Here is a 17822-nt window from a genome sequence, read left to right as displayed (position 1 = left end):
GCGGGGTTTATCTGACCGTGCAAGCAAATATCGGCATTGCCCCCTGGGAATGTCTTTCCATGGCCATTTCCCCCTTGGTCGGCATCAGCTTCGGTATCGTCCATATGATCAGCGGCATCATCATCCTGTGTATCGATCTTTTGATGAAGGAAAAGATCGGCTTCGGTACCATTCTGGATGCTCTTCTGGTGGGCAACTATGTGGATTGGATCGGCTATTTTGATCCTGTTCCCGTCAGTGAAAGCCTGCCCCTCAGTGTACTTATGGTCATTGCAGGGCTGTTCGTCATGGGCTATGGGCAGTATTTTTATATGTCCGCCGGGCAGAGCTGCGGCCCCCGCGATTCCCTGACCATCGCCATCGGCAAACGCTTCCCCCGCACCCCCATCGGCGTAGTCCAGACAGTCATCGTTGCCATTGTTCTGTTCGCAGGATGGATGCTGGGCGGCCCTATCGGCATCGGGACAATCATCTCTGTTTTCTTCGCCGGCACTGCTTTGCAGATCGTCTGCAGAATGATGCGCTTTGAGCCAAGAAATGTAAAACATCTGAATGTGATGGAGGCAACGAAACTCCTGTTAGGAAAGTAAAAAATAAGGCATCCCTTTTGGGATGCCTTTTGTTGTGCCTTTATTATTTCCAGAATTCGAAATCCAGATCGTAGATATGAACTGTATCGCCTTACTGGATGCCCTTTTCTTCCAGGGCCTCGATGATGCCTTTTTCTTTCAGGTATTTCTGGAAGAATGCAAAGCCTTTTTCTGTATCGATGTTTGTATAACCGATCATCTTCTCTACGCCGACGCCGGTAACCACAAAATAGCCTTCTTCCACTTCTTCGATAGTGAAGGGTTCGAAGTCCACCTGCACTTCATCGTATTCTTCATATTCTTCTTCGAAGATGATATCTTCGGGGTATTCTCTCAGGATCTTGCCAACTTCTGTCAGCAGTTCATCCAGACCTTTGTTTGTTGCTGCGGAAATGGGGAATACCTTGTAGCCCTGAGGTTCATAGATTTCTCTCAGTCTTTCCACATTTTCTTCGGAACCGGGGATATCTGTTTTATTTGCAGCGATGACCTGAGGACGCTTCATCAGGTCTTCTTTATATTCCGCCAGTTCTTTATTGATTTTTTCGAAGTTTTCCACAGGGTCGTCGCCTTCTACACCTGCTGCGTCAACCACATGGATGAATACCTTTGTACGTTCTACGTGGCGCAGGAATTCATGGCCCAGACCGATACCTTCGCTGGCGCCTTCCACCAGACCGGGGATATCCGCCATAACAAATTTATCGCCGAATCTGCCTTCCACAACGCCCAGGTTGGGAGCCAGTGTTGTGAAGTGGTAGTTTGCGATTTTAGGGTTTGCGTTTGTTACCATGGACAGCAGTGTGGATTTCCCAACGTTGGGGAAACCGATCAGACCAACGTCTGCGATCAGTTTCAGTTCCAGAATAACGTCGTATTCTTTGGATTTACGGCCGGGTTCCGCGTATCTGGGCGCCTGTCTTGTGGGTGTTGCGAAGTGCTGATTGCCCTTGCCGCCTTTCCCGCCATAGATCAGGATCTTTTCTTCGCCTGCGCGAGTGATATCCGCCATAACCTTACCGCTTTCCGCTTCACGGATCACAGTACCAACGGGTACTTTGATGATAACATCTTCGCCGTCTTTCCCGAAGCAGTTGCGTTTGCCGCCAGGTTCGCCGGGGGTTGCGGCGAATTTTCTTTTATAACGGAAGTCCATCAGTGTGTTCATACCGCTTTCGCCAACGAAAATAACGTTGCCGCCCTTACCGCCGTCGCCGCCATCGGGGCCGCCGTGGGTAATGTATTTTGCTCTGTAAAAGGAAACTTTACCGTCGCCGCCGTCGCCGCCTTTTACGTGGATTTTGACTCTATCTACAAACATATTGATACTCCTTTCTTTCTGCCTATTCTGAAAAGAAGACTTCACAGCTCTGTAGCCGTCAGGCTGCAAACCTGTCAAGCCTTCTTCTTTTATTCTATTTATTATTGAAAAAAAGGCTTCAAATGATATCATTTGAAGCCTCCGCAAATCTTATTCAGCGATTTCGACAGGGTAAACAGAAACCTGTTTTTTGTCTCTGCCTTTTCTTTCATATTTTACACGACCATCAACCAGAGCGAACAGTGTATCGTTACCGCCCTTGCCAACGTTTACGCCGGGATGGATCTTTGTGCCTCTCTGTGTGTATAAGATATTGCCAGCCAGTACGTACTGACCGTCTGCACGTTTTGCACCAAGTCTCTTAGCGTTGGAGTCACGACCGTTCTTTGTGGAACCGCCGCCTTTATGGTGCGCGAAGAACTGAAGGTTCAATCTGAACATACTTCACACCTCCTCATTTATCAAAGTGAGATATTTTTTGTATTCTAATTCTATATCCGACAGACCCATGACCAGAGTTTCCAGAAGAAGCTGTGTATCGTGGTCCGTCATTCCCTCAAGGGGAAACAAGACTTTGAGATAACCGCCGCGTTTTTCATCCGCTTCGCATTTGAAGGGGATGTCAGTGAATCTCTCCACAGCGTTGACTGTGTTAAAACAAAGCACTGTCACCGCGGAACAAACGATATCCTCGCCTGCTGCGGCATAGCCCGCATGGCCGGAAATCTCAAATCCGCAGATTTTTTGATTTTTACGGTAGATCTTAGCCTTAATCATGACAGATTACAGGGATTTGATCTGCAGTTTTGTGAAAGGCTGTCTGTGGCCTCTTTTCTTGTGGAAGCCTTTTTTGGGTTTGTATTTGTAAACTACAACCTTTTTCGCTTTACCATCACCGATTACTTCTGCTGTAACCGCTGCGCCTTCAACGTAAGGAGCACCTACTTTGATATCGCCTTCTTTAGCCAGAACCAGAACTTTGTCGAATGTGTATTCGGAACCTGCTTCTACAGCCAGTTTTTCAACTGTGATGATATCGCCTTCGGATACTTTATACTGCTTACCACCAGTTTCAATAATTGCGTACATGTTGACACCTCCTCGCAATTTTACTCGCTGAATACGGTAACCGGAGCCTTTCTCCGATTTTCTCGAACCTCTTCACGCGGCTGAACATACTCCAATATACTAGCACATCGAAGCCTCTCTGTCAATAAAATTATTCTAATTTTTCACCATTTTTTACTGATAAATAAGCCTTTTCGTCGCCTTTTTCCTGCAGTAGGCGAAGCAAGAGCGAATGTCCTTCCTTGGTCATACATTTCCCAGCAGTGGCCTGAATCTGATAGGCCTGACGAAGGGTGAATTCTGCCTTTTCCCTGCTGCCCGCTTCCGCAAAAATGCGCCCAACGCGGTCGCAAAGCCTGCCGAATTCTACAGTAAAGGTGCCCTCCTGGGCCCCGATATAAAGCACACGATCCAAAAGGGTTTCCGCATCCTTCTGGTTGCCCAGTTTCGCATGGAGGGCAGCCGTTTTCAGGATGGCTTTCGCAAAATTCTGAGATTCGCCTTCCTTATTGCGAATGGACAGCGCCAATGCGCTATAGTATTCCACTGCTTTTTTAGGGTCTACATCCCCTTTGCCCTCCGGCTTGGGCGGTGTCTGGATAATCTCTTCCATTTTCTGCTGCAGGAAAAGGCGTCTGCGTTTTTCGTAGGTTTCATCCATAGGAAGGCCGCAGCGTTTCTGCTTTGCTTCCGCTTCCGCAAAATAAGCCTCCGCCTTGTCCGCATTCCCCGCCAGTTTGTGGCAGTTGGCAATGGCGATCAGATTATTGGCCGCCGCCAGCTGTTCCTCTGCCGTCTCTTCGAAATTTACATCATTCTTTTCCCGATACAGCTCAATGGCCTTTTCATAATTTTGCTGCTTTACAGAAACTCGCGCCAGAGCTTCCAGTGTATTCAGGTAAAGGGGGTTATCCTCATCCAGCATTTCCTTACGGATTTCCGCCGTGCGGGTCAAAGCTTCTTCTGCCTGCTCCAGCTCGCCCGCGGTTTCATAGATCAGCCCCAGCTTTTCCAGAGCTGCGGCAAAACGGGGATGACCGGCCCCAAAGCGGGCTTCCATGATATCCGCCCCGTCTTTGCACAGGCCGATAGCCTTTTCGGATTCCCCCTGCCGTCTGTAAATTTCCGCCAGAAGGTGCATACACCATACATACATGCCGCTGCTTTCGTCGCCGCAGGCCTTTCTGGTTTCAAGGGCCTCCTGCACACATTCCGCCGCCTGGTCATACTTCTTCTGCTTTTCATACAGCTTGCCCATGGCGGTCAGGGTATCGGCGCAGGCAGTGTTTTTCCCATCGTCTATTTTCTTTCGGATGGCAAGGGCATCTTCGTAGCACCGCAGGGCTTCATCCTCTTTGGCCATGTTGTCGTAAAGACTGCCCATGCTCATCAGGCACGCCGCCATCTGAGGGTCTTCTTCCCCCAGCAGAGCTTTTTTCTGATTCAGAGCCTTGATATTCAAGGCCAGTGCCTTTTTGAATTCCTTCTTGCCTGCGTAATCCACACTCAGGTTATTCAGAGCGTCCGCATAGAAGATATGCTCTTTCCCCAGCATCCGCTCCACAATATCCAGCACTTCCCGATGCAGTTCCAAAGCCTTATCGAACTGCCCATCCTTGCAGCAGAGGGCCGCCAGAGAATTCAGACTGTTCATAAAATCCAGATGGTCTTCACTCATCAGTTTTCTGCGGATATCCACAGCCTTTTCGCAATATTCCACCGCCAACCCCAGAAGCCCCGCCTTTTCGCAGACAGAAGCCAGGGTCAGGATGTTCATCATATAGTAGAAATTATCGTTGCCGCGGGCCTTTTCGACCAGGTCGAGGCAAACTTCATAATAATAGATTGCTTTTTTGAAATTGCCCTTGGCATCATAGGCACGGGCCATGGCACCATGCAGGTCTGCCAGGTCCAGCATGGTGAATTCCTTGCACTGACGGGCTCTCTGCAGGGCCTTGGTGTGGCACTCGATGGCCTTGTCGGATTCTTCCAATAATTCATATGTATTACCCATATGGTACAGGCTGTGGATATAATCGGCATGTTCCCTGCCCAGCTTGGCATCACGAATCTCCAAGACTTTATTATGCAGACTCAGTGCTTCTCTCTGCTTGCCCATGTAATTGAAAACGATGGCAAGGTTATTCAGGGTATCCGCATAGGAAAGGCTTTCCCCGCTGTAATCCTTTTTCAGCTCTGCCGCTTTTTTATAATATTCTGCCGCACGATCATAGAGGTGTATCTGGTCGAAAACCATGGCCAGATTGCTCATATCGATGGCATATTCCATGCAGTCGCAGTCATCATTTTCCACGTAAATATTCAGAAGATTTTTTCCAAGGACGATTGCCTTCTTGAAATCCCCATCCTTATATGCTTCGAAAAATTCATTTCGTACCTTCCTGATCTCTCCGATATAAAACGCCATCAGTCTTCACCTCCGTATGCCTCATTCATCTGCCGAAAAGCCTCCCCGATGATATCGTAGGAATAGCCTTTCCGCAGCAAAAAGTCGTAGTATTTCTTTTTCTGTTTCTCGTCCGCAGGGGGCCATTGCCCGCGGCTTTTTTTCTCCAGCCAACGGAAAGCATCCCCTTCTTCGTCCACTTCCGTTTCCGCCATCACCTCATCGATGATGCGGGAGGAAATGCCCCTTTGTTTCAATTCTATTTTCAGCGCATAGCCGCTTTTGGGCTTCATGCGCAGTTTTTCCTTGATATATTTCCGGCAGTATTCCCGGTCGTCGGCATAGCCGTATTTTTCCAGAAAGGCGATGACTTCGTCGATGGTTTCCTCGGCAAACTCCTTCTCCGTCAGCTTCTGGCGTATTTCCTTCACCGTCCGCATCTTGTAGCCGATGAAGTGGAGGGCAGTATCCTGTGCTTTGATATAGATAAGGTTTTTCTGGATGAACGCAACCGTTTCCTCCGCCACCTCTTTGCCTTCCTTCAGCTTGAAATACAGGATATCCTGCATAGGCAGCGCAAAAGCATACTCGCCGTCGATGAAAATATTATACTTCGTTGCGTCTTTCTTCTGTTGTGTAATGGCTGTGACCAGCATTCCGCCGCCTCCTTTCCTGTTTTCGTAAAATAATATTATATCATAATTTTACGTAGAATACTATTAGAAAAGCCCTGGGACAATGTCCCAGAGCTCTCTTCTCGTTTAAAACAGCTGACCAGGCAGTTTCCGTTTTTCCTTGTAAGGGTATTTCTGGTCAAAAGCATCGACGTCTGCTTCCTCTACAAAATAAATCTGTGGTGTAGCATATTCGCCTGTAATGTCGTCCAGGTAACCAGGAATCAGTTCCTTGCATAGGAAGAAGGATGCATCCTCCCCTTCAGGCAGCCCGTGATAGCGGATACCAAACGCACTGGCATAGGTAAAACCGCTTTTGCCGTAGAAATCAATATTCCCTTCAAAGCACAATGCCCCTGCGCCCATTTCTGCCGCCTTTTCCAGAGAATAATCCAGCAGAATCTTTCCGTAACCCTGTCTTTTGTATTCCGGAGCGATGCAGATAGGCCCCATAGTGAGAATAGGGATCTCTCTGCCATCATCGGCCTTGATCTTTGCTTTCACGAATACATTCTGCCCGATGATCTCGCCATCCTTTTCTATAACAAAATCCAGTTCCTGCACAAAATCCTCTGCATCTCTCATCTGGTTCAGCAGATAATGTTCGTAACAGCCGGGGCGATATACGTTCCAGAAGGATTCTCTTACCAGATTTTCAACTTCTACGTGGTCTTCTTTTCTTTCTAAACGAATGCTATAGTCATTTTTATTCATTATTTTTCCCTCCTGATGATTGTTGACTACAATGCTGGGAGGTTTGGGTGAAATTGTTCGCAAACCTCCCGGTTATGCCACAATCTCCAAGGTGTTGTTCTTCTTCAAACAGCAAATCTCCTTAAAATAAATTTATAATTGGTTTATTGCAGTATTTTCCCTGCATCCATATTTTACAATGCTTTTCCAGCAGCGTAAATATTATTTCTGAAGGAATTTTTCAAAATACGCTTCCAACGCCTGTTTGCCAATTTCGAAACCCTCTGGGCCTTCGCTATGACCCATGGCGTGGATGTATTCATCATTACTGTCTTTGTAAGTCACATGCAGTGTCCAGCTATTGCCGCTGCACATACACATGTCCAGTTTGCAAAAACCGTTCCATGTGTCGATTTTATTTTCGCGGATGACCTTTTCCAGTTCATCCAGTTCTGCTTCTGTCATTTCGCACTGGACTTTCTTCATTTTCCCATCGAATTTATCAATGCAAAGTCCTCTTGCTGGGTCATAGCGGTACCATTCCATAAAGCCACTGGTGTCGCCAAATCGGAAAGAAAACGTATCGATTTTCATATTGCTTTTTCCTTTCTTCATAATAAAGACCGCTTTTTCCGGAGCGGCTCTTTTCGCAAAAAAGCCACCCTAACGGGTGGCTTTTTCACTAAGGTGTTAAAATTATTTTGCGTATTCCACGGCTCTGGTTTCTCTTACCAGATTTACCTTGATCTGACCGGGGTATTCCAGTTCTTCTTCGATCTTCTTAGCGATTTCTCTCGCCAGAAGTGTCATACCTTCATCGGTCACATCTTCGGGTACTATCATAATTCGCAGTTCACGACCAGCCTGAATTGCGAAAGATTTTTCAACGCCCTTGAAGCTGTCAGCGATTTCTTCCAGCTTCTGTAATCTCTTGATGTAGGATTCCAGTGTTTCGCGTCTTGCGCCGGGTCTTGCAGCGGAGATCGCATCTGCCGCCTGTACCAGCACCGCGATGATGCTCTGAGGTTCCACGTCGCCATGGTGGGCTTCCACCGCATTGATGACTGTGTGGTTTTCCTTATAACGTTTCAGCAGGCCAACACCGATAGAAACGTGGGAACCTTCCATTTCATGGTCCACACTCTTACCGATATCATGGAGCAGACCGGCACGTTTTGCCAGTGTTACATCCACGCCCAGCTCTGCAGCCATCAGGCCAGCCAGATGGGAAACTTCCATGGAGTGTTTCAATACATTCTGACCATAGCTTGTGCGGTATTTCAATTTACCCAGCAGCTTGATCAGTTCGGGATGCAGGCCATTGACGCCAGTGTCGAATGTGGCTGCTTCGCCTTCGTCTCTGATCGTTGTTTCCACTTCTTTTCTTGCCTTTTCCACCATTTCTTCGATACGGGAAGGGTGAACACGGCCGTCTACGATCAGTTTTTCCAAAGCCAGTCTTGCGATTTCTCTTCTGATAGGGTCGAAACCGGAGAGGATAACTGCTTCGGGTGTGTCATCGATGATCAGATCGATGCCAGTCAGTGTTTCCAAAGCACGGATATTTCTGCCTTCACGGCCGATGATACGGCCTTTCATTTCATCGTTAGGCAGCTGTACAACGGAGACTGTAGTTTCTGCCACATGGTCTACCGCACAGCGCTGGATGGCATTGGCAACGATTTCTCTGGAGCGTTTGTCCGCTTCCATCTTTGCCTTGCTTTCTGTTTCCTTGATGAGCAGTGTTGCTTCGTGTTTCACATCGTTTTCTACCATAGCGAGGATGTGGTTCTTCGCTTCTTCGGTAGTCAGACCGGAGATTCTTTCCAGCTCTTGAAGCTGTCTTTCTCTCAGTGCTTTTGCTTCTTCTTTCTGTCTGTCCAGTTCCTCCAGCTTTTTGGTCATATGCTCTTCTTTTTTCTCCAGAGCTTCGACCTTTCTGTCTAAAGTTTCTTCTTTCTGGAACAGACGTCTTTCATTTTTCTGAAGTTCATTTCTTCTGTCACGAACTTCTTTTTCCAGTTCATTTTTTGTCTTGATGCTCTCTTCTTTTGCTTCCAGAAGGATCTCCTTCTTCTTTGCTTCCGCTTCCTTTACCGCATCCTCCACGATCTTGTTGGCTCTTTCTTCCGCCACACCGACCTTGCCTTCAGCGATCTTTTTACGGTATGCAATGCCGACTACTACGCCGACCAGCAAACATACGACAGCCAAGATAATACTTATCGGATCTATGAAAAACACCTCCCTTTATTCAGTTTTCAAAGTACAATTTTTAATATTTCATATAACCTGTAAGTAATGGCGAAAATGCGCCTTTTTTATTTTATAACTTTTTCACATATGTGTCAAGGAACAATTCAGCCCGGTAAAGTATATCTTTTGCAGAAGAAATAACAAAAACGCCTGAAATTCAGGCGTTTTCACTGATTTACATATTTAAGCAACAAAATTTGTCTGACAAATAAGATGCATTATCTTTTTATTTTTTCCTTTTCCATTTCATACTGCCCAAAGCCCATCTCTGTTCCTTCCATGCGGATGGTGCCGCCGCTTTTTTCCTCCAGAGCCTTTTTCCAGGCCCCGTCCTGCCCGGCAAAGGCATTCAGAAGCCGCTGGTCGGCTTTCACTGTCAATTGATTGTAAATGGTATGAGCAAAAACGCTTTCTGCTTCCCTGCGCATCTTCGTTACTGTCCACTCGATGGAAGGCAGTCTGCCTGTGCCTTCGCAGGCGCGGCATTTTGTCGTCATCTGGCGTTTCAGAGAAGGTCTGGTCTTTTTGCGTGTCACCTGCATCAGCCCCAGCTCCGTCATGCCGACGACGACAGTTTTGATGCGGTCTTTTTTTACTGCCGCTTCCAGTCGTTTCGTCACTTCCTTCTGGGCAGTTTCATCCGCCATATCGATAAAGTCGATGATGATGATGCCAGAAAGGTTTCTGAGGCGCATCTGCTTCGCAACCTCTTCCGCCGCTTCCAGATTGGTTTTCAGGATGGTTTTCTGCAAATCGCCTTTGCCCGCCGCCTTGCCCGTATTTACGTCGATGACCACACAGGCTTCCGTTTCCTCAATAACCAAAAAACCGCCGCTTTTCAGCCAGACATGCTCGTCTAAGGCCTTTTCGCTCTGGCTTTCCAGATAATAAGATTCAAATAAAGGTAACTTTTCCTGATGCAGTTTCAAAGCAGGCTGATTTTCGCCGTCGAAATCTCCTGTTTCCAGCAATTCTTCGTAAGCCTCCGCATCATTCACCACATATTCATCCACATCAGCACTGTAAAAATCCCTTGCTGCCCGTTTGACAGGATGATTTTCCTGCAAAAGAAGGGCGGGTGGCTTCAAATACATTCCGTGGCTCAGCTTTTCACATTTTGCCGCCAAAATAACGATTTCTTTTTCAAATTCTTCTTTGCTTTTGCCCTGGCCGTTGGTGCGGATGATGGCGCCACAGCCTTCTGGCAACAATTCTGCTACGATTTCCCGGATACGATTTCTTTCCTCAGAATTTGTGATTTTTCTGGAAATACCGATCTCACCTGCTTCTTTTGGCAGCAGCACAAGGAATTTCCCGGGAAAAGAAAAATTCTCCGTCAGCACAGCCCCCTTGCTGCCTACGGCATCCTTTTCCACCTGCAGGATCAGCGTATCGCCAACCTTGGGCTTCGCCGCATTTTTCTCCGTATCAGAAACGGCACGGGCATTGCCATAATAATAATAGCCATTTTTACCCACACCGATATCCACAAAAGCCGCCTGCAGATTGGGCATCACATTCGCCACTCTGCCTGCATAAACATTTCCCACAAGGCTTTCGTCCCGTTTGCTTTCATAATATAATTCCTTCAATTCGCCGTCCTCTGCCAGCGCGATGCGGGTCAGGTCGGCGGAAATATCCATCAAAACTCGTTTCAAAGTGCATCCCTGCCTTTCATTTTATAATCATAACCGAAAAAGGCAGGTTTTGCATCATTTTCTTTTATAATACTTCCCCTCTTGCTTTATACTCTGCCCGTACGCCGTCCGTCCAGCCCAAAGTAACGAAATCCATCGGGTCAAGCAGTTCCCCATTTTTATAGATACCATAATGCAGATGGGGCCCTGTGGAAAGACCCGTATTCCCCGATTTGGCCACCACCTGCCCCTGTTTGATTTCTTCGCCCTTTTTCACAAGGACTTCCGAAAGATGGGCATACATGATTTCATAGCCGTCCTCCGTTTCATATTTCAGAACCTTGCCGTATGTAGCAGAAGTCCGCACCTCCGTCACTGTGCCGCTTTTCACCGCCAAAACGTCCGTCCCTTCTGTCACGGCGATATCCAGTCCGTCGTGTATCTCTTCCTTATGTAAGATGGGGTTCTCCCGCACGCCGCAGGAAGACGTAATGATGCCCTGCACCGGGTCGATCCAGTCCTCCGTTTTCTTTTCCCAGCGAAGCCCCGTCCATGTCAGCACACTAGGGGGATTCCTCCGTATCGGGACGATAGGCCTTCTTTTCTTCCTCCTGCATTTCTTTTTCTTCAAAGGCAGGCAGGCTATCGCCAGCGTTTTTCAAAATGGCCGACACCCGCGTTTTCCAAACATCCAATTCTTCCGCCGAAACTTGATATGCAATGGTTTCCTTCACTTTCCCACAGACCATCTCCGAAGTCTCCGTCTGGAATAAGGATATCAACAAACATCCCCCCACCAAAACCGCCGTTACATATGTCCGAAAGGCCAGCAAGCCGCCCTTTTCCTTCCGTTTTTCTTTACCCCACATATTTTGCCGCGCCCGCATCCGCCGTTCCATCTCCCGTCTGCGTCGGCGTCTTTCCTGTTCTGTCATTGGTATCCCTCCTCTTTGTATCCTATGTCCCAAAAAGAAAAGTTATACTTGCATAAAAAGAAAACCCTCGGTAAAACCGAGGATTTCATCATTTTTCTGCTTCCGCCAGACATTCCGCCACCGCGTCCAAAACCAACTGGGACGTATGGGTATTTTCCGGGTCAACTTCAACGGTCAGAGACTGGCTGGCTACCACCGCCTGCCCCACTTCCTCTGCCGCTGTTTCCAGCAGAGGATAGAATACAGAAACTGTTTCCGTCGGCTCTTCCATGGAAATATCGGCAATTTCGCCATCTTCAATTTTCACTGCAATTTCTGCCGTTTCATCCCCCACGTTCATTTCCCCATAATATGTACCATCTCGATACTGACCTGTTCCCTCATCCTTCCCCATATTCAGGAAAAAGGTGATGAGTCCAACGATGATGATGACACCCAGCACGGCAAATATCGCCGTTTTGATGAGTTCCTTCGCTTTTACCACCACAAATTTCGTACCGCCCACGAAATCTCCTCCTCAAATCTTCTTACCCTTACCATATTCCTTATCGTTGTCCTTTATACCGATGTTCGCCTTGAAAAACCATCGTCTCTTTTGTATCATAGAAGAAAATAACGAGAAAGAAGGGAAACGAAAATGGGACTGCGTTTCATCATCGGCAGAGCGGGCACCGGCAAGACCACCCTCTGCATGGAAGAAATCATCAGACAAGCGAATACAGGAGAGAAACGGCAGGTGCTCATCGTTCCCGAACAGTTCACCTCTCAGGCAGAGCGTGACCTCATCGAAAAAACAGGGCAGAACGCTATCCTGACGGCAGAAGTTCTCAGCTTCGGCCGTCTGGCTCACCGGGTCTTTTCCAAAAAAGGCATCGGCAGTCGTGTTCCTCTGGGGGATATCGGCAAATCCATGGCTCTCAGGAAAATCTTATTGGAAGAAAAGGAGAACATCTCCTATTTCCAGAGCGTGATGGATAAGCCCGGCTTCGTAGACCAGTTGGGTCTGACCATCTCCGAATTTTTCCAGTATCGCATCTCCCCTGCCCAGGCGGAGGAACTTTCCCAGGCAGAAAGCCTTTCCCATGCGGCGAAGGAAAAACTGAATGACCTGACCCATATCTACCGTTCCTATCTGGAATTTTTAAAACAGGACTATATCTCCGCCGATGAGACTTTGGGGCTTCTGGCGGAAAGACTGGATGACACCCTCGGTTTCGCTAATACGGAATTTTGGTTAGATGGCTTCTATGGCTTCACGCCTCAGGAATACAGCGTCATCCGCCGTTTATTGCAGGTTTCCTATCAGGTGAACATCACTCTGCCTATGGATAGAAACAGCTTCTACGGCGCATTTCTGCCCCCTTCCGCCCCCTTCTACGAACCTTATGTAACGAAGAAAAAACTGGCGGCCTTGGCAGAAGAACTGGGTCTGGCTCCCTTAAAGCCGACGATTTTAGAAAAAAATATGCGTTCCCAAACAGATGCTCTCCGCAATCTGGAACGGGACTATTTCTATAGCTTTTTCAAAAAAGCCCCCTTGGCGGAAAGCGTACACATCACCGCCTGTCCTTCTCTGCAGGAGGAAATTCGCTTCGCCGCAGGGAAAATCCTGCGTCTGGTTCGGGAAGAAAATATTCGTTTTCGGGATATCGCCATTGTGACCAACGCCATGGAAACCTACGAAAAAAATCTGCGGGGGATTCTGGAAGAATATGATATTCCCTGCTTCATCGATGCCAGAAGGGAAACGGCTTCCCATCCCCTGGTGAGCCTGCTGACGGCGCTACTGGATATCCTTGTTTACGATTTCAAATACGAAGCTGTATTTTCTTATCTGAAATCCGGCTTATCTACCCTGACTACGGAAGAAATCGACATTCTGGAAAATTACGTCCTTGCCTATGGCATCAAGGGCTGGAAATGGAAACAGGAAACATGGGACTACGGCATTGTAAAAGAAGGGGCAGAGACCGTGGATGCCATCAACGCCCTGCGAGATAAGGTGCTGGCGCCCTTTGCGCCCCTCCTTGCCCTTCCCCAGAAGAAGCCCTTCCCTTTCAAAGATTTCCTGAATGCCATCATTAAACATCTGGACACTTTGCAGGCTGCGGAAACCCTGGACGCATGGGCCCAGAAAGCCGCAGAAAAGGGCAACCTGAACAAAGCCGAAGAATATCGCCAGATCTGGCAGCTGGTGATGGATGTTTTTGAAAAAGCCGATGCCATCCTGGGCAAGGAAGAACTGACCCTGCCCGAAATGGCGAAAATTCTGGAAGCCGGTCTGGAAAAATGCACCATGGGTGTCATTCCCCCTACGGCGGACTGCCTGCTGGTGGGCGATCTGGAGCGCAGCCGCCTGCCCGAGATCAAATATCTTTTCGTTCTGGGCGTCAATGAAGGGGTGCTGCCTTCCCCCGCCACCGCTCAGGGCATTTTTACGGAAACAGAACGAGATTTGCTGACTGCCCAGGGCGTGGAACTGGCCGGCGGCGGCAAACAGAAGATTTTCGAGGAACAATTCCTCATTTACCGTGGACTGACGAAACCTTCAAAAGCACTGTGGCTGACCTATGCCGCAGCGGATAATGAAGGGCGCGAACAGGCGCCTTCCTCCCTCATCGAAAGGCTGCAGAAAATGGATGAAAACCTGAAAATAGAAGCCATGCCCGCCTTCACTTTGGAAGAAACCTCTCCAGTCGCCGCCTTCCATCTTTTGGGCAAAGAAATGCGCAAGCATACGGAAGAAACGCCCATCTCTCCCCTGTGGCAGGATATCTACAGTTTTTTCGATGAGAATATACAATGGGAAAATCGTCTTTCTCTGCTGAAAAAAGGCATCGGCAAAACGGGTAAGCCCGAGCGGCTTTCTCCCAGAACGACGAAGGCCCTCTATGGTAAAAACATCCTCTCCAGTGTTTCCCGTCTGGAACGCTTCGCCGGATGTCCCTTCTCCTTCTTTGCGGAATATGGCCTGAAGGCAGAGGAACGCAGACTGTATCAGCTGCATACCCCTGATTTGGGTACATTGTTCCATGAAGTGCTGGAGTTATTCTCTAACAAACTGGAAGAAGAAAGCATCCAATGGCCGGACCTGACGAAGGAAAAAACAGAATCCCTCATCCAAAATGCCGTGGATGAAGCCGCCCCTCGCCTTAGCGACAGGGTGCTGATGGATTCCGCTGCAAATCAATATCTCATCCGCCGCCTGAAACGCATTTCCGTCAGAGCAGCATGGACACTGGTGCAGCATCTGCAGCAGGGCGATTTCACCCCCGAGGGTTACGAAGTGGGCTTCGGTTTGCATGAAAAACTGCCCCCTATCGTTATCCAGATGGCAGATGGCGGCAGCCTGATCTTGAATGGGAAAATAGACCGTGTAGACCTGCTGGATGCGGAAGGCACGCGGTATGTTAAAATCATCGACTATAAATCCGGCAGTAAAACTTTCAGCTTCCAGGATATTTTCTATGGCCTGCAGCTGCAGCTGCTCATTTATCTGGATGCTTACTTGAAATATTATAAGAAAACAGGTGCGGAACTGAAGCCCGGCGGGGTATTCTATTTCCGCATCACCGATCCTACTTTGTCTCTGGATAAAGAGCTTTCCGCCGAGGAAATCGAACAGACGCTGTATGAAAAAATGCAGATGTCAGGGTTGATTTTGCAGGAGGATGCCCTCATCAAAGGACTGGACAACAGCCTGACGGAAGGTGCAGGAAAGACTTCCGCTATCGTTCCTGTGGGCTACACGAAGAAAGGCGATGTTTCCGCTTCCTCCAATCTGGCAACAGAAGAGCAGTATGAAGCCATTCTGGATTTCGTGGCCCAGCGCACAAGGGAAATCGGCGAAGCCATGAAGGCAGGCATCATCGCTCCCTCTCCTTATCGGGATGGGCAGAGAACCCCCTGCAGCTATTGTAAATATCGCTCCATCTGCCGCCATGATTATGAAGAAAAGCCAAAATGGCGCAAATTGAAAAAAATCAGCAAAGCAGATTTCTGGGACAATTTGATGACAAAAGAAAAACCCGAGGATTGATTTCCTCGGGTTAATTTTTTATTCATGTTCCTTACAAGCCAGTTCTTCCACTTCCAGCTTCATCACGGACATATTTTTCAGCATCTGTTCAGGATATTCCCAACCATCTCTGCCGGAAACGTGCTTCATCAGAAGCTCCAGCCCCTGTTTCTTTTCTTCCACATCTTCGATCAGGCTGATAACGCCATTGCCGATAATGCTCTGGAATCTTGCAGAATATTCGCATGCTTCGTCCCCTTCGTTCAGCTTATAGTTGGTATCCATTTCAAAACCAACGCTGGGGGCTTTTTTGATGAGGTCGATCTTTCTGCCTTCATGGGCGCCGTGGAAATAGAATGTCACCTTTTCCCCTTCCACCGTATAGCCAAAATTCAGAGGAACGATATAGACCTGCTTCGCTTCTTCATCCCAGAAACCCAGACGGCAGCAATCGCAGCGACCGATAATATCAATGATTTTATTGAAGTCTGTCACCTGTCTGTCTTTTCTTCTCATTGGTCTCATGGATACCCCTCCTTAGAATTTCTCCCAGTACTGCTTCACGCTGCCTTCGATGATGGCATCCATATAGGAATCGGCAATTTCAAAAATCTCTTCTTCATCCTTGATTTTCAGAGAAACGCCGCCCTTATCCACAACGATGTCTTTCTTTTTGCCCTTATTTTTTTCGATCCATTCCTTGAATTCCTTTTCCCATCTGCCGACCAGCTTTTCGCCTTCTTCGTAGCAAAGGAGTTCATCTTTTACGTTTTCGATCACTTCATTTATTTTCAGCTTCATGCTACTTTCTCCTTTCAGGCTTCGGGTTGCTTCATACCGAAATGCTCATAGCCCAGCTTCGTCACAATACGCCCTCTGGGGGTGCGCTGGATATAGCCCAGCTGCAGCAGATAGGGTTCGTATACATCCTCTATGGTGTCGGATTCTTCGTTGATGGATGCCGCCAAAGTATCCAGACCAACGGGACGGCCACCGAATTTTTCAATCATGGTCAGGAGCATCTTTCTGTCGATCTGGTCTAAGCCCATCTTATCCACATCTAATAAATCCAATGCAAATCTTGCCACTTCCGCCGTGATAACCCCGTCATAACGCACCTGCGCAAAGTCTCGCACACGTTTCAGCATGCGGTTTGCCAGTCTGGGCGTCCCTCTGGAGCGGCGGGCAATTTCTTCCGCACCGCTGTCATCAATTTCCACCTGCAGCACATCTGCAGAACGCTTGATGATGATTTTCAGATTTTCCACATTGTAAGGCTCCAACCGCTGCACCACGCCGAATCTGTCCCGAAGGGGTGCTGTCAAAAGGCCTATCCTTGTGGTGGCACCGATCAATGTGAATTTGGGCAAATCCAGTCTGACGGAACGTGCCCCGGGGCCTTTGCCGATCATAATATCGATAACAAAATCCTCCATAGCGGGATACAGAATTTCCTCGATCATACGGTTCAGTCTGTGGATTTCATCGATAAAAAGGATATCCCCTTCATTCAGGCTGTTCAGCACCGCCGCCATATCACCGGGACGCTCGATGGCAGGGCCCGATGTGGTCTTGATATTCACACCCATTTCATTGGCAATGATATTGGACAATGTGGTCTTGCCCAACCCGGGAGGACCATACAGCAAAACGTGGTCTAAGGCTTCTTTTCGCTGTTTCGCCGCCTCGATAAACACGCGCATATTCTCTTTTACACTTTCCTGCCCGATGTATGTTTCCAGCGCAGCAGGACGCAGTTTTGGCTCCAGCTCGCGGTCTTCTTCCCGCAAGCCTGTGGTCAAAATTCGTCTGTTTTCCAAGGTAAACACCTGCTTTATCTAATCATTAGAATGTAATCATTTTCTTAAGTGCAGCCTTCAGGATATCTTCCGTAGACATTCCTTCCGCCGCCACAGCATTGACTGCTTTTGCCGCTTCGCTGCGGCTATAACCCAGAGCCGTCATGGCATCGATGGCTTCAAATTTGGCATCGCCGCCAATGGAAGTTTCTACGATACCTTCCAGCTCTTCGCCACCCATGGAAAGGGCTTCTTCTGTTTTGAATTTATCCTTCAATTCCAAAATCACACGCTGGGCAGTTTTTCTGCCAACGCCCGGCGCCTTAGAAAGGGTCTTCACATCATCGGACAAAATCGCCATGATGATTTCTGAAGGCTTCAGCATGGAAAGGAAACCCAAAGCCCCTTTCGGCCCAACGCCGCT

Annotated in this window: 19 protein-coding genes; 2 read left to right on the top strand and 17 right to left on the bottom strand. The window is 48.2% G+C overall.

Going from position 1 to position 17822, the window contains the following annotated elements; genetic code table 11:
* Window positions 1–17 precede the first annotated feature (17 nt).
* Window positions 18–590: a YczE/YyaS/YitT family protein gene (locus IJ369_RS07395; protein WP_442859675.1), complete on the top strand. Its 573-nt coding sequence runs from the start codon at window positions 18–20 to the stop codon at window positions 588–590.
* Window positions 591–681: 91 nt separating this feature from the next.
* Here IJ369_RS07395 and obgE read toward each other — a convergent pair whose 3' ends face one another.
* The 13 genes from obgE to IJ369_RS07330 form a co-directional block, all read right to left on the bottom strand.
* Window positions 682–1911: a GTPase ObgE gene (obgE, locus tag IJ369_RS07390; protein ID WP_290717697.1), complete on the bottom strand. Its 1230-nt coding sequence runs from the start codon at window positions 1909–1911 to the stop codon at window positions 682–684.
* Window positions 1912–2061: 150 nt separating this feature from the next.
* A complete protein-coding gene (gene rpmA / locus IJ369_RS07385) occupies window positions 2062–2352 on the bottom strand; it encodes a 50S ribosomal protein L27 (RefSeq protein ID WP_016407383.1) in 291 nt (96 codons plus the stop codon).
* Window positions 2353–2355: 3 nt separating this feature from the next.
* On the bottom strand, window positions 2356–2688 hold the full coding sequence (locus IJ369_RS07380; RefSeq protein ID WP_290717692.1) for a ribosomal-processing cysteine protease Prp: 333 nt from the start codon (window positions 2686–2688) through the stop codon (window positions 2356–2358).
* A 6-nt stretch (window positions 2689–2694) separates the two neighbouring features.
* The gene (gene rplU, locus IJ369_RS07375; protein WP_290717690.1) at window positions 2695–3000 is read right to left on the bottom strand and encodes a 50S ribosomal protein L21; all 306 of its coding nucleotides are present in this window, start codon (window positions 2998–3000) and stop codon (window positions 2695–2697) included.
* A 130-nt stretch (window positions 3001–3130) separates the two neighbouring features.
* Window positions 3131–5407, bottom strand: coding sequence for a tetratricopeptide repeat protein (locus IJ369_RS07370; RefSeq protein ID WP_290717688.1), 2277 nt, complete (start codon window positions 5405–5407; stop codon window positions 3131–3133).
* The gene (locus IJ369_RS07365) at window positions 5407–6042 is read right to left on the bottom strand and encodes a RecX family transcriptional regulator (protein WP_290717686.1); all 636 of its coding nucleotides are present in this window, start codon (window positions 6040–6042) and stop codon (window positions 5407–5409) included. The genes IJ369_RS07370 and IJ369_RS07365 overlap by 1 nt, the downstream gene beginning before the upstream one ends.
* A gap of 105 nt (window positions 6043–6147) precedes the next feature.
* Window positions 6148–6774, bottom strand: a complete 627-nt coding sequence (locus IJ369_RS07360; RefSeq protein ID WP_290717684.1) for a GNAT family N-acetyltransferase — start codon at window positions 6772–6774, stop codon at window positions 6148–6150.
* A 201-nt stretch (window positions 6775–6975) separates the two neighbouring features.
* Complete coding sequence (locus IJ369_RS07355; protein WP_290717682.1) at window positions 6976–7368, bottom strand: hypothetical protein; 393 nt, start codon at window positions 7366–7368, stop codon at window positions 6976–6978.
* Window positions 7369–7449: 81 nt separating this feature from the next.
* Window positions 7450–8967: a ribonuclease Y gene (gene rny / locus IJ369_RS07350; protein WP_290717680.1), complete on the bottom strand. Its 1518-nt coding sequence runs from the start codon at window positions 8965–8967 to the stop codon at window positions 7450–7452.
* A 260-nt stretch (window positions 8968–9227) separates the two neighbouring features.
* Window positions 9228–10667 (bottom strand): Rne/Rng family ribonuclease, encoded by a 1440-nt coding sequence (locus IJ369_RS07345; RefSeq protein ID WP_290717679.1) that lies wholly within the window; start codon window positions 10665–10667, stop codon window positions 9228–9230.
* A gap of 64 nt (window positions 10668–10731) precedes the next feature.
* Window positions 10732–11208: a M23 family metallopeptidase gene (locus tag IJ369_RS07340; RefSeq protein WP_290717677.1), complete on the bottom strand. Its 477-nt coding sequence runs from the start codon at window positions 11206–11208 to the stop codon at window positions 10732–10734.
* A gap of 1 nt (window position 11209) precedes the next feature.
* Window positions 11210–11581, bottom strand: coding sequence for a hypothetical protein (locus tag IJ369_RS07335; RefSeq protein ID WP_290717675.1), 372 nt, complete (start codon window positions 11579–11581; stop codon window positions 11210–11212).
* An 88-nt stretch (window positions 11582–11669) separates the two neighbouring features.
* Window positions 11670–12086 carry an FMN-binding protein gene (locus tag IJ369_RS07330; protein WP_290717673.1) on the bottom strand — a complete coding sequence of 139 codons (417 nt, stop codon included), beginning with the start codon at window positions 12084–12086 and terminating at the stop codon, window positions 11670–11672.
* A 132-nt stretch (window positions 12087–12218) separates the two neighbouring features.
* On the opposite strand from IJ369_RS07330, the gene addB reads away from it, so the two are divergent.
* Complete coding sequence (gene addB, locus IJ369_RS07325) at window positions 12219–15620, top strand: helicase-exonuclease AddAB subunit AddB (RefSeq protein WP_290717671.1); 3402 nt, start codon at window positions 12219–12221, stop codon at window positions 15618–15620.
* An 18-nt stretch (window positions 15621–15638) separates the two neighbouring features.
* Here addB and IJ369_RS07320 read toward each other — a convergent pair whose 3' ends face one another.
* From IJ369_RS07320 to ruvA, 4 genes are all read right to left on the bottom strand, one after another.
* Window positions 15639–16115, bottom strand: a complete 477-nt coding sequence (locus IJ369_RS07320) for a pyridoxamine 5'-phosphate oxidase family protein (protein WP_290717733.1) — start codon at window positions 16113–16115, stop codon at window positions 15639–15641.
* A 21-nt stretch (window positions 16116–16136) separates the two neighbouring features.
* A complete protein-coding gene (locus IJ369_RS07315; RefSeq protein WP_290717669.1) occupies window positions 16137–16400 on the bottom strand; it encodes a hypothetical protein in 264 nt (87 codons plus the stop codon).
* 14 nt (window positions 16401–16414) lie between these two features.
* A complete protein-coding gene (gene ruvB, locus IJ369_RS07310; RefSeq protein WP_290717668.1) occupies window positions 16415–17419 on the bottom strand; it encodes a Holliday junction branch migration DNA helicase RuvB in 1005 nt (334 codons plus the stop codon).
* A 25-nt stretch (window positions 17420–17444) separates the two neighbouring features.
* Window positions 17445–17822, bottom strand: a 378-nt coding sequence (gene ruvA, locus IJ369_RS07305) for a Holliday junction branch migration protein RuvA (RefSeq protein WP_290717667.1), incomplete at its 5' end; no start/stop codon positions are given.

The sequence above is a fragment of the Anaerotignum sp. genome (assembly GCF_017483025.1).
In the GTDB taxonomy this organism is placed as follows: Bacteria; Bacillota; Clostridia; order Lachnospirales; family Anaerotignaceae; genus Anaerotignum_A.
The sequence above is the reverse complement of the archived record's forward strand: the minus strand, read 5'-3'. Positions and strand labels throughout refer to the sequence as shown.